Here is an 11,450-nt window from a genome sequence, read left to right as displayed (position 1 = left end):
AGGCGCTAGTTTCGGTTACGGTTAACTTTAATCACATCCGGCATGATACGGATCTTACGCATAATATTTGCCAGGTGGATGCGATCGCGGGTGGTCAGGCGGATAAAGGCGCTGTAGACCCGGCCATCTTTCTCTTCGGTATTCAGACTCTGAATATTCGATTCGGCCGCGTTGATCGCCGCCGTGAGGTTGGCCAACGCACCCTGATGGTTGAACATGTCCACTTTGATTTCTGCAATGAACTCCTGCTCGGTTTCCATATCCCACTCGACCGCCATGAATTTCTCTGGCTCTTTCTGGTAGCCGCGGATATTACGACAGGATTCATGGTGAACCACCAGGCCCTTGCCCGGGCTGACATGGGCAATAATCGGATCGCCTGGAATTGGGCGGCAGCACTTGGCAAAGGTGATCAGGACGCCATCGGCGCCTTTGATGGCCAGGTTGCGCACGCCGTTCGAGGAGCCCAGGCTGGACTGATCGCCCTGCAGGTTCTTCGCGACTACCACGCTCATGGCATTACCGAGGCCAATTTCTGCCAGCAGATCGTCCAGCGTGGCCAGCTTCATGCGGTCCAGCTCATGCTGGATATTCTCTGGCGGCACTTCCGAAAGTTTGCGGCTGCCCCCGAGCGCATGGTTGAGCAAACGGCGGCCGAGGCTGACGGAATCATCGCGCTTGAGGTTTTTCAACATCTGGCGGATTTTGGCGCGGGCTTTGGAGCTCACCACAAAATTCAACCAGGCGGCATTTGGCCGGGCACCCGGAGCGGTGATGATCTCTACCGTCTGGCCACTGGCTAAAGCTTGTGACAACGGATGCGGCTGGCGATCGACACGTGCGCCAACGCAGGCGTGGCCGATATCGGTATGCACGGCGTAGGCAAAGTCGACCGGTGTGGCACCGGCAGGCAGCTCGACAATGCGCCCTTCCGGGGTGAAAACGTAAATCTCATCGGGGAACAGATCGGATTTTACGCTTTCAATAAATTCAAACGAGCTACCGGCGCTTTGTTGCAGCTCCAGCAGGCTCTGCATCCAGCGCTGGGCGCGGATCTGTGCGGTAGTGCCGCCGGTTTCGCCCTGTTCCTTTTCTTTATAGGCCCAGTGCGCGGCGACCCCCATTTCGGCCATCTGATCCATATCTTCGGTACGGATCTGTACCTCAACCGGCACGCCGTGCGGGCCGATCAGTGAGGTATGCAGTGATTGATAGCCGTTAGCCTTGGGAATGGCGATATAGTCTTTTACCCGGCCCGGGCGCGGCTTATACAGGCTGTGTGCCTGGCCCAGCACCCGATAGCAGGTATCCACTTCTTTGACGATCACCCGGAACGCGTAAATATCCATGATGGAATGGAAGCGCTGTTCTTTCAGATGCATCTTGCAGTAGATGGAGTAGAGGTGCTTTTCCCGCCCGCTGACGCGGCAGGGGATACCCGCTTCGGTCAAACGACCTTCGATCTCGGAGAGGATTTTCTGGATCATCTCCTTACGGTTACCGCGCGCGGCTTTCACCACTTCTTTGATGACGCGGTAGCGGTTCGGGTAAAGCGCTTCAAAACCCAGCTCTTCCAGCTCGGTTTTCAGATGATGAATACCCAGGCGGTGGGCCAATGGGCTATAGATTTCCAGGGTTTCACGGGCGATACGCCGCCGTTTGTCCGGGCGCAGCGAGCCAAGCGTTCGCATATTGTGGGTGCGGTCCGCCAGCTTGATCAGCACGACGCGGATATCCTGCACCATCGCCATGATCATCTTGCGGAAGTTCTCCGCCTGCGCTTCTTTCTTATCCTGGAATTTTAATTTGTCTAGTTTGGATACGCCCTCAACCAGTTCGGCAACGCTTTTGCCAAACAGTTGTTCCATATCCTGATAGGTGGCCGGGGTGTCTTCGATGACGTCGTGCAGCAGTGCTGCCATCAGCGTCTCATGATCGAGACGCATTTCCGCCAGAATACAGGCCACAGCAACCGGGTGAGTAATGTAGGGCTCACCACTGGAGCGTGTCTGTCCCTCGTGAGCATCACGTGCGACGAGGTATGCCTGTTTGAGGCGCTTAATCTGCTCCTCAGGCAAGTAACGTTGAATCAGCAGATTCAGGCTTTCAAACAGGTACAAGGCAGACTCACAGTCTAATTAACGACGACCTTCAGCAATCGCGGTAACCGCCTGGATCTCTGCGGCTTCCTGCTCTTGCTGCTCCTGGCGCTCACGAACATCGAGGATCTGGCTGTTGATCAGGCCTTCTTCGATTTCGCGCAGAGCGATAACGGTGTACTTGTCATTCTCTTCAGGTACCAGTGCATCCTTACCACCGGTCTGGATTTGACGTGCCCGACGAGCAGCGACCAACACCAGGTCAAAACGGTTACCAATTTTCTCTACAGCGTCTTGAACAGTTACGCGTGCCATATTTGTGCTACTCCACAGGTGACGAAAAGACTGGGCATAATACTGAAACTGTCTTCAGTCTGCCAATAGTTTGCTGATTAAAGCATCATGCCGCAGCATTTGACGGCCCAAACGCAAGCGTTCGGCGCGAATAATGGTCTTCAGATCGGACAGGGCCAGATCGAAATCGTCATTCACGATTAAATAATCATACTCCGCGAAGTGCGTCATCTCCGCGACGGCCTGCGCCATGCGCTTGGCGATCACGTCATCCGCATCTTGCCCACGGCCACGCAGGCGGCGGCCAAGCTCTTCCTTCGACGGCGGCAGAATAAAGATGCTGCGCGCCTGGGGCATTTTGGCACGGATCTGCTGTGCGCCCTGCCAGTCGATATCCAGGAAGACGTCAACGCCGGTCGACAGTACCTGCTCGATGGCCGCGCGGGACGTGCCGTAATAGTTGCCGAACACTTCTGCGTGCTCAAGAAACGCATCCTGCTCAATCATCCGGCGGAATTCGTCTTTGGAGACGAAAAAGTAGTGCTCGCCGTGATTTTCACCCGGGCGGCTATCGCGCGTGGTGTGTGAAACCGAAACCTGCGTATCGTACAGCGGTTGCGTCTTTAACAAAGCCTGAATCAGACTTGATTTCCCTGCGCCACTTGGGGCAGAGACAATATAAAGCGTGCCTTGAGCCATGATGATGTTCGTTGCTAGCGGTTGATGAGTCAGTGACAGCGGATGTGTAAATTCTCCGCACAGTATACACGGCTAACGGGCGGTATGCAGCGTTAGCTCGCATTTTGGCCGTCGCTTTCTGCTAAAAACAGCGTGAAAAAGTCAATTTGCACGGCGGATCTGGAAATTTTTGCCGTTTTCAGCAAATACGCATTCCTTTTGGGAAGCGTTTCGCACCTCCGGTTTTTGACGTTAGCCAGCAAAGGCGATTGAGTATTTACTGCCGGGAAGCAAGGAGGTACTCAATGTGGAGAGGTATTTATCGGGCGCTGGTGTTGGTTGGAATGCTGTGTAGCTCGGCATGGGCTGGAGATTGTCCAGTGTGGTCGCCAGAGCGCTTACAGGTGGAAATTTCTGCGCTGGATGATCAGCTCGGGCGCTGGGATGAGGCTTATTATCGCCTGGGTAACAGCCCGATCGACGATGAGCTCTACGACAGCCTGCTGCAGCAACTGCAAGATTGGCGGCGTTGTGTCGGTGTAGCAGAAGACTGTACGCGGCCATTGCCAGCGGGCAAAGTACCGCATCCGGTGGCGCACACCGGATTGCGTAAACTGCGCAACTCGCGTGCCATAGAACAATGGATGCAGGGCCGCCACGATCTGTGGGTGCAACCCAAGGTTGATGGTGTGGCGGTCACTTTGGTCTACCGGCAAGGCGTATTGGTGAACGCCATTAGCCGGGGAGATGGGCAGAAGGGTGAAAACTGGCTGGAAAAGGTCAAGGCGATCCCCGCTATCCCCAACGTTTTACCGGAGGTTACGGCCAATTTGGTACTGCAAGGGGAGCTGTTCCTGATGGTGAACGATCATCACCAGCAAACCCAAGGGGGCATCAACGCCCGCTCCAAGGTTGCCGGGATGCTGATGCGTAATCCGCGCACTGCGCAACTTGAGCAGCTTGGCCTGTTCGTCTGGGCGTGGCCCGATGGCCCGCCAACCATGGCCGAACGCTTGCAACAGCTTGCCGCCATGGGTTTTACGCTGCCGCAGCAATATTCACAACCGGTCACCACGTTGGCGGAGGTGGAGCAGTGGCGGGCAGCTTGGTACAGCGACCCTTTGCCGTTTGTCACCGATGGCGTGGTGATCCACCAAGGGCAAGAACCTCGGGGGCGCTACTGGCAGGCCAAACCCAATGACTGTGCGGTTGCCTGGAAATATACCCCGGTCCAGCAAGTGGCCAGAGTCACGGATGTTGAGTTTGCCATTGGCCGCACCGGAAAAATTGCCGTGATGCTACGCCTGGATCCGGTGCGTATGGACGATAAATGGATCCGGCGGGTTAACGTGGGCTCGCTGGCCCTGTGGCAAAAATGGGACATCGTGCCAGGCGATCATATTGCGATTAGCCTGATGGGGCATGGCATCCCGCATTTGAAACAGGTGGTCTGGCGTGAGGTTGCCAGGGCAACACCCATTGCGCCAAAACCGGAGAATTATCATGCGCTGAGCTGCTTTACCTTGCAGCCCGGATGCCGCCAGCAGTTTCTGGCGCGGCTGGTTTGGTTGAGCAGTGCCAATGGGCTGAACATCATCGGGTTGAATAAAGCTGGCTGGCAGGTGCTGGTCGATCAGGGATTGGTGAATAACCTGCTGGATTGGATGGAATTAACCCCGGAACAGCTCAGCGCGGTGCCCAGCTTGGGGGCAAAGCGTGCACAGGCCCTTTATCGCCAATTTCGTCTGGCGCAGCGGCAACCTTTCGAGCGTTGGCCGATCGCCCTCGGCGTGCCAATTTCGTCATCACAGCTGGCAACGCTACAAAATTGGCCGCAGGTACAACAGATGACGTTGGCACAGTGGCAGGAACTTGCTGGCTTGGGTGCGCAAAAAGCCAGAAAAGTGCAGGAATTTGTGCAACACCCTGCCTTTCTGGCACTGGTTCAAATCTTGCAGCAGCACCATATCAGCGGCTTCGATGCGGTTCCCAATCGTGCCGAACCGCTTGGCGATGCGTTAGTGAATTAATGATCGGGATGCTGATAGTTAAACACCGGCAAGCCAAGGCGAAAGCGCAGTGCGATCAGACGAGCGCTGAGGCCAGCAACCAGGGTAATAATTATCACCATGTTATGCGGCAAGTTAAGGTATTGCAGGCCGATATACAGCCAGGCAGCGGCAAAAGCGATGCCTGCATAGATTTCCTTCTGGAAAACCAGCGGGATACGGTTGCAGAACATATCGCGCAGCACCCCGCCGAAAACGCCGGTGATCACGGCGGCAATGGCTGCGATCAGTGGGGCATGGCCCATATCCAAAGCCACCTGCGCGCCGATGATCGAAAATACGATCAGCCCAATGGCGTCCAACACCAGGAACAGATGGCGCAGGTGGCGCATCAGCGGAGCCATCCAGGTGGTGATAATTGCCGCTATGGCTATGATAACAATATACTCAGGGTGTTTAACCCAGCTCAGTGGGAAGTGTCCAAGCAGCATATCTCGCACCGAGCCCCCGCCAATGGCGGTAGCGGAGGCGATAAAAATCACGCCAAACAAATCCATTTGGCGGCGGCCTGCGGCTAACGCGCCGGTCATGGCTTCTGCGGTGATGCCGATGATATAAAGAATGCTCAGTAACATAGGGAATTCACAGGGTCGGAGGGCTAGAGTGTCAACGCCGGAGGGTAACGAGCCTGATGGCAACGCACCACTGAGTTTTTTTGTTGGTGTCGCTTTCGAATTACTTTACCTAATGCTAAATAGGTGATTTTTGCTTACTACTAGTCTCTAGTGCTACTTGTGATTTTTACAGCACATTAGAAATTTATCGTTAGTATCTGTTGATGATTATTTAAGGAATATGAAAGCGAGATGAAAAACACCCCGATATTGGCAGTCGCCGTCGCCATAACCTTGCTGTTGAGCGGCTGCGTAGCGCCAGTGCAACAGGCCTCACCGTTAAAACCAGAAGCAACGTGCAGCATCGGCGAGCCGATGACCCAAACCACGCTCTATTTTGGCTTGAATCGCCCGGCAGGGCCGGTAATTACGGCGGCGGAATGGCAGACCTTTGTCGATCAACAGGTAACCCCGCGTTTTAAAGATGGGCTATCGGTCTTTGATGCCAAAGGGCAATGGCTGGGGAACGATGGCAAGCTGGCACGGGAAAACAGCAAGGCGTTGATGTTGATCCATAGCCCTGATGCGGGCAGTGAGCAAAACATTGAGGCGCTGCGCACTCACTATAAACAACAGTTTGCCCAAGACTCGGTGATGCGTGTCGATGCGCCGGTGTGCGTCGCGTTTTAATGAATACCCGGCTTGCCGCAAAAGCTTCAAGCCGGGTAGCGATTTTACAGCACCAGCCCGGCAACCGCTGCCGAAAGCAGGCTGACCAGCGTGGAGCCGTAAACCAGCTTCAGGCCGAATCGGGAAACCACGTTGCCCTGGCGTTCGTTTAACCCCTTGATGGCCCCGGCAACAATGCCGATGGAAGCAAAGTTGGCAAAGGACACCAGGAACACCGAGAGGATCCCCAAACCACGTGGGGACAGCTCTGCCGCGATTTTTTTCAGTTCAATCATCGCCACAAACTCATTGGCGACCAGCTTGGTGGCCATGATGCTGCCAGCCCGCAGCGCATCAGGTGTTGGAATGCCGATTAGCCAGGCCAGCGGGTAGAACACGTAGCCCAGGATCTGCTGGAAACTGATGCCAAAAATGGCGGCGAAAATGGCGTTCACGGCGGCGATCAGGGCGATAAAGCCGATCAGCATGGCGGCAATGATCATCGCAATTTTGAAACCCGCGAGAATATATTCCCCCAACATTTCAAAGAAGCTCTGCTCTTCATGCAGTTTATTCAGCTTGAGTTCCGGCTCGTCGTCTACCTGATAAGGATTGATGATCGAGAGAATGATAAAGGTGCTGAACATATTGAGGATTAACGCGGCCACTACGTATTGTGCGTCGATCATCGCCATATAGGCACCCACGATCGACATCGAAACCGTCGACATCGCGGTGGCGGCCATGGTGTACATCCGGCGTGGGGAGATATCCGCAATGATGCCCTTATAGGCAATAAAGTTTTCCGACTGGCCCAGCACCAACGTGCTGACGGCGTTGAAGGACTCCAGCTTGCCCATGCCGTTCACTTTTGAAAGCAAAGTGCCCACAACGCGGATCACCAACGGCAAGATGCGGAAATGCTGCAAAATACCGATCAATGCAGAGATAAAGATAATCGGGCACAACACGCCGAGGAAGATAAAGGCCAGCCCCTGGTTGCTCATGCCACCGAAAACAAAGTCAGAGCCTTGTGCTGCAAAGGCCAGCAGGATGCCAAAGAAATCGGCCACATGCTTGATAACGCCCAGTCCGCTGGCTGAATGCAGGAAGAAATAGGCCAGTGCGGCTTCAATCACCAGCAACTGAATAATATAACGTGGGCGGATTTTCCTGCGGTCATTACTGACCAATAACGCGAGAACGACAATCACCACCAAGGCTAAAATAAATTGCAAAATTTGCGACATAAACAATCCGAACGGCATACAGGCTAGGAAAGCGCTATTTAGCCACAGCCCGTGGTGCCTTTCATTACCCCGCATGACGATTAGAACAAAATACTTTGGCCGAGAGTTATGCGTTCAGATTATTGCTGGCCATCGGCGGCCAGCAGCGTTTGATCGTGAAATTATCCCTATAACAATAGTGGGTTAAGCGTTATTTCGCCTGGGCCAGCACGTTACCTTCCCAGCCCTGTTGGGCATAGTCGTTAAGATGGGCGATCTTACGCACCGGCTGCCCTTGGCTGAAGTTGATGTCATTCAGCGGAACCCAAACCTGCGAGGCCGCAAAGGCGGACTTGAAGTGATACTCCGCATGGCTTAGATCCGAAATTGCCGTCCAGTAAGTCCCGATGCCTTTGTTCTGGTCCGGGCGCTTGCTGTATTTGGCATACATGTCGGTGACCTTTTGTTCGCTTGGCTCTGCCGGTGAGCCGATCGGATAAGCCACGTTATTAAGCACCGATAAGATGAAGCCCTGTGCCTGGTTTTTATTGTCCGGCTGCGGCAGATTTTTCAAATCATAGCTGGCGCGCACCAGGCGCTCATCCGCTTCCAAGCCACCAGGGATTTCGCTGCGCTTGGCATTCTGATACTTGGCCAGGTTCTGGAGTTGTTTATCGTAAGAAGGGGGATTGGTCATCACCCGATAATTTTTGTCGTGATAGATATTCACTTTGCCGTTATCGATCTCGATGATGGCCGAATCGCCGCTAACGTCTTCGATCGCGATGTGTTTGGTGTCTGAAGCGTAATCGATAGGCATATGGGCGGCGGCCAGGCGTACGTCGCTACGGATGGCTTTAACCGCTTCCTCAACGGTGGCGTAGTTATCCAGGATATAGCTCAACCAGGCGCGGCTTTCGATCACCGGCTTGTCCTGATTGTCCTGCTGCACCTGGCTGCCATTCATATAAAACAGCGTATGGCCCGCCAGCCCCTTTTCATTCATACCGTCCATTGGGAACACGCCATCGGCGTAAACCACGACGCTGCCGTAGTGGGTTTGCCACTGGGCGGCGTTCTTCGCATCCCCGCCGTTATGCGCAATACCGCGTGGTGTGATCACCAGTGAGGGATCTACCGGCCCGAAGAAATCCAGATTGCGTGCGCTGACCATATAGCCTGGGTACATATTCATAAAGGCGCGGGTGCAGGCTTGCGCCCCGGTTGCCAGGCTGGCGCTGAGTGCAGCACCTACCAGTAGGGCTGAGACGCTGTGTGTGAACTTTTTCATGGTTTTTTCCTTACCTGAATGAGGTGAACAAAATAATGGTAAGCCCGCGAACTCATATCGTAGAGTGGATGAACGGGGGGAAATCCCCCGCAATTTTGTGGAGGAGAGATGGGGAAGATAGGTTTTTCGTTGGCGCAGATTGAAGCTTTCGCCAGCGTTTGTGAGACCGGCAATCTCACCCAGGCCGCCAAGCGGCTGGGGAAGGATCGCACCACCGTCAGTGAACTGATCGAAAATCTGGAATTGGATCTGGGCTATTCCCTGTGCGATCGCCGTACCCGCCCATTGCAATTGACCGAGGCGGGCCAGCGCCTTTACCGGCAAGCTCGGCTGTTTTTGCATGAGGCAGAGGCCCTTAGCCTACTGGCTCAGCATATTCCGCAGCAGGTGCGGCAGAAACTGACGCTGTGCTATGACCCGTTTACTCCGCGCGCTTTTTTAACGGAACTGGCGATGTTTTTGGGCCAGCGTGGCATTCAGCTTGATTTGCTGATGATGGAGCGTGGTGAGGGTGAACAGGCGTTGGCAGACGATGTGGCGGATATTGGCGTTTATCAGGCGATCAACCGTTCGATTGGCGAAAAATTTAAGTGGCGAGCCTTGGGGGCCATTGAGTTGGCCGTCTATGCTCGCGAGGGTTTTTTCCCCGTGGGTAGCCCGGTCACCTTGCTGTCGCTGGCATCCAGCACCCAACTTATTCCCTTTTATGACCTGCCCGAGCCGATGGCGAAGCGCCTGCAAATCGCCGATCGCATCCAGGTCGTCAATGAACCGGCTTTGCTGCAAACGTTGTTAACCGCCGGGCTGGGATGGGCATTCCTGCCAACGCATCTGAAAATGCAACACTTGCCGCAGGTAGAGCGGCTAGATACGGAATTGGGGAAACAGGGGTTGATGCACCCGATGGTGGCACTGTGGAAGCCTGGGGCCAATAGCGAGTTGCTGAGCCTGATCGAAAGCATGCAGCAGATCTTTGATGGTTCAGTGGTCGCTTGAGGAGAGAGTCGCCCCTTCATGCGAAGGGGCGAATTTCAACGGGTTATTGCTCGTCTTTTTGCTCTTCAGCCTCGACCTTACGGTACCAGCGCGGGTGATGCTTCTTCGCCCAGCGGCGGCTGACCTTGCCTTCAATCATGCCTTTGATCGAGCCTTTCACCCAGAATGCCATATACATATGGATCAGAATGGCGTGGATCAGCACGATCGCCGATGCAGCGTGGATCAACAGCGCATAGCGGATCACCGGGATCGGGAAGTTGTGGGCGAAATAAGGGCGCCAAATGATAATACCGGTGATCAACAGCACGAAAATCATGCTCATGATGCTCCAGAACATCATCTTCTGGCCGGCATTATATTTGCCGACGTCAGCGACCTTATGCTCATTACCCTTCAGCACTTCCACGATGCCTTTGACCCACGGCAAGTCCTCTTTCTCGGGAATGTTATGCTTCACAAAACGGAAGAACATAAACATCAGCGCGATAAAGATCAGTACACCAAAGAAAGGATGCAGGATGCGGCCCATCTGCGGCGTACCAAAGGTCTCGGTCAGCCATTGCAGCGTGGGGAAGAACAGCGCAATGCCGGACAGCGACACCAGAAAGAAGCAGATGACCACCGTCCAGTGACAGGCCCGGTCGATAAACTTGGTGCGAACGATCATTTTACTTTTGCTCATGATGGTCCTCCTCGTCTTCATCATCCACTTCCTTGTTCGGGCCAATGCCGATGTAGTGGTAAATCAAACCGGCAAAGGTGGCGATGAAACCCGCCACGGATAAGGGTTTGAGTACGCTTTTCCACAACCCGATCGACAGATCGATATGCGGGTCTTTTGGCAGATTGTGGTACAGCTCGGGGTTATCGGCATGGTGCAGTACGTACATCACGTGGGTGCCGCCAACGCCTTGCGGGTTATACACGCCCGCATGCTCAAAGCCGCGTTTCTTCAGCTTTTCGACCCTCTCCTGTGCCACGTCCAGCATTTCTGCCTTGGTGCCAAAGTGGATTGCGCCCGTTGGGCAAGTCTTCACACAGGCCGGTTCCTGGCCCACGCTGACGCGGTCAACGCACAGGGTACATTTGTACGCCCGGTTGTCTTGCGGGTTCAGCCGTGGAATGTTGAACGGGCAGCCGCTGATGCAGTAACCACAACCGATGCAGTGCTCGGACTGAAAATCCACGATGCCGTTGGCATATTGGATAATCGCCCCGGCAGACGGGCAGGCCTTCAGGCAACCCGGATCTGCGCAGTGCATGCAGCCATCCTTGCGGATCAGCCATTCCAGCTTGCCGTTCTGCTCCACTTCCGAGAAACGCATCAGCGTCCAGGATTTGGCACTCAGATCGGCGGGGTTGTCATAAACCCCAACGCAGTGTCCTACTTCATCGCGAATATCGTTCCATTCGGAACAGGCCACCTGACAGGCCTTGCAACCGATGCACGTGGAAACGTCAATCAGCTTGGCGACCTCGGCCTTGTAATCACGCGCTTGCGGAGGCGGCGTCAGGGTGTTGGTGGCCGAACGTTTGATAATGTCTTGGGATTGCATGGACATAAATTC

11 protein-coding genes are annotated in these 11,450 nt (G+C 54.6%); 3 read left to right on the top strand and 8 right to left on the bottom strand.

What is annotated here, in order from left to right; all coding sequences use genetic code 11:
- Window positions 1-5: 5 nt before the first annotated feature.
- The 3 genes from spoT to gmk are packed head-to-tail and all read right to left on the bottom strand — an operon-like array spanning window position 6 to window position 3,092.
- On the bottom strand, window positions 6-2,120 hold the full coding sequence (gene spoT / locus KGP17_RS26850; RefSeq protein WP_024482946.1) for a bifunctional GTP diphosphokinase/guanosine-3',5'-bis pyrophosphate 3'-pyrophosphohydrolase: 2,115 nt from the start codon (window positions 2,118-2,120) through the stop codon (window positions 6-8).
- 18 nt (window positions 2,121-2,138) lie between these two features.
- Window positions 2,139-2,414 (bottom strand): DNA-directed RNA polymerase subunit omega, encoded by a 276-nt coding sequence (rpoZ, locus tag KGP17_RS26845; RefSeq protein ID WP_024482945.1) that lies wholly within the window; start codon window positions 2,412-2,414, stop codon window positions 2,139-2,141.
- Window positions 2,415-2,468: 54 nt separating this feature from the next.
- Window positions 2,469-3,092 (bottom strand): guanylate kinase, encoded by a 624-nt coding sequence (gmk, locus tag KGP17_RS26840; RefSeq protein WP_024482944.1) that lies wholly within the window; start codon window positions 3,090-3,092, stop codon window positions 2,469-2,471.
- A gap of 284 nt (window positions 3,093-3,376) precedes the next feature.
- On the opposite strand from gmk, the gene ligB reads away from it, so the two are divergent.
- Window positions 3,377-5,101, top strand: a complete 1,725-nt coding sequence (ligB, locus tag KGP17_RS26835; RefSeq protein ID WP_223498628.1) for an NAD-dependent DNA ligase LigB — start codon at window positions 3,377-3,379, stop codon at window positions 5,099-5,101.
- Here ligB and KGP17_RS26830 read toward each other — a convergent pair.
- On the bottom strand, window positions 5,098-5,715 hold the full coding sequence (locus KGP17_RS26830) for a trimeric intracellular cation channel family protein (protein ID WP_024527839.1): 618 nt from the start codon (window positions 5,713-5,715) through the stop codon (window positions 5,098-5,100). The two genes, ligB and KGP17_RS26830, sit on opposite strands and share 4 nt — an antisense overlap.
- A 231-nt stretch (window positions 5,716-5,946) precedes the next feature.
- Here KGP17_RS26830 and KGP17_RS26825 point away from each other — a divergent pair, with 231 nt between their 5' ends.
- Entirely contained in the window at window positions 5,947-6,384 is a 438-nt protein-coding gene (locus KGP17_RS26825; protein WP_223498627.1) for a DUF3574 domain-containing protein, read from the top strand.
- A 44-nt stretch (window positions 6,385-6,428) separates the two neighbouring features.
- Here KGP17_RS26825 and KGP17_RS26820 read toward each other — a convergent pair whose 3' ends face one another.
- Both KGP17_RS26820 and KGP17_RS26815 read right to left on the bottom strand, forming a co-directional pair.
- Entirely contained in the window at window positions 6,429-7,613 is a 1,185-nt protein-coding gene (locus tag KGP17_RS26820; RefSeq protein WP_179253138.1) for a NupC/NupG family nucleoside CNT transporter, read from the bottom strand.
- Window positions 7,614-7,803: 190 nt separating this feature from the next.
- Window positions 7,804-8,883, bottom strand: coding sequence for a linear amide C-N hydrolase (locus tag KGP17_RS26815; RefSeq protein WP_223498626.1), 1,080 nt, complete (start codon window positions 8,881-8,883; stop codon window positions 7,804-7,806).
- 108 nt (window positions 8,884-8,991) lie between these two features.
- Here KGP17_RS26815 and KGP17_RS26810 point away from each other — a divergent pair, with 108 nt between their 5' ends.
- Window positions 8,992-9,879: a LysR family transcriptional regulator gene (locus tag KGP17_RS26810; RefSeq protein WP_223498625.1), complete on the top strand. Its 888-nt coding sequence runs from the start codon at window positions 8,992-8,994 to the stop codon at window positions 9,877-9,879.
- A gap of 43 nt (window positions 9,880-9,922) precedes the next feature.
- Here the strand turns inward: KGP17_RS26810 and fdnI are convergent, their stop codons facing one another.
- Window positions 9,923-10,564, bottom strand: a complete 642-nt coding sequence (gene fdnI / locus KGP17_RS26805) for a formate dehydrogenase-N subunit gamma (RefSeq protein WP_024482937.1) — start codon at window positions 10,562-10,564, stop codon at window positions 9,923-9,925.
- Window positions 10,551-11,444 carry a formate dehydrogenase subunit beta gene (gene fdxH, locus KGP17_RS26800; RefSeq protein WP_115159582.1) on the bottom strand — a complete coding sequence of 298 codons (894 nt, stop codon included), beginning with the start codon at window positions 11,442-11,444 and terminating at the stop codon, window positions 10,551-10,553. The genes fdnI and fdxH overlap by 14 nt, the downstream gene beginning before the upstream one ends.
- Window positions 11,445-11,450 lie beyond the last annotated feature (6 nt).

The sequence above is a fragment of the Serratia sp. JSRIV001 genome (genome assembly GCF_019968745.1).
Taxonomy (GTDB): Bacteria; Pseudomonadota; Gammaproteobacteria; order Enterobacterales; family Enterobacteriaceae; genus Chania; species Chania fonticola_B.
Note: the sequence above shows the minus strand (reverse complement) of the source record. Positions and strands in the feature narration are given on the sequence as shown.

What these genes read in the sequence shown, in the direction of transcription:
- rpoZ (WP_024482945.1), bottom strand. Translation starts at nt 2,414, where the DNA reads ATGGCACGCGTAACTGTTCAAGACGCTGTAGAGAAAATTGGTAACCGT.
- gmk (WP_024482944.1), bottom strand. Translation starts at nt 3,092, where the DNA reads ATGGCTCAAGGCACGCTTTATATTGTCTCTGCCCCAAGTGGCGCAGGG.
- KGP17_RS26820 (WP_179253138.1), bottom strand. Translation starts at nt 7,613, where the DNA reads ATGTCGCAAATTTTGCAATTTATTTTAGCCTTGGTGGTGATTGTCGTT.
- KGP17_RS26825 (WP_223498627.1), top strand. Translation starts at nt 5,947, where the DNA reads ATGAAAAACACCCCGATATTGGCAGTCGCCGTCGCCATAACCTTGCTG.
- ligB (WP_223498628.1), top strand. Translation starts at nt 3,377, where the DNA reads ATGTGGAGAGGTATTTATCGGGCGCTGGTGTTGGTTGGAATGCTGTGT.
- fdxH (WP_115159582.1), bottom strand. Translation starts at nt 11,444, where the DNA reads ATGTCCATGCAATCCCAAGACATTATCAAACGTTCGGCCACCAACACC.
- fdnI (WP_024482937.1), bottom strand. Translation starts at nt 10,564, where the DNA reads ATGAGCAAAAGTAAAATGATCGTTCGCACCAAGTTTATCGACCGGGCC.
- KGP17_RS26830 (WP_024527839.1), bottom strand. Translation starts at nt 5,715, where the DNA reads ATGTTACTGAGCATTCTTTATATCATCGGCATCACCGCAGAAGCCATG.
- KGP17_RS26815 (WP_223498626.1), bottom strand. Translation starts at nt 8,883, where the DNA reads ATGAAAAAGTTCACACACAGCGTCTCAGCCCTACTGGTAGGTGCTGCA.
- KGP17_RS26810 (WP_223498625.1), top strand. Translation starts at nt 8,992, where the DNA reads ATGGGGAAGATAGGTTTTTCGTTGGCGCAGATTGAAGCTTTCGCCAGC.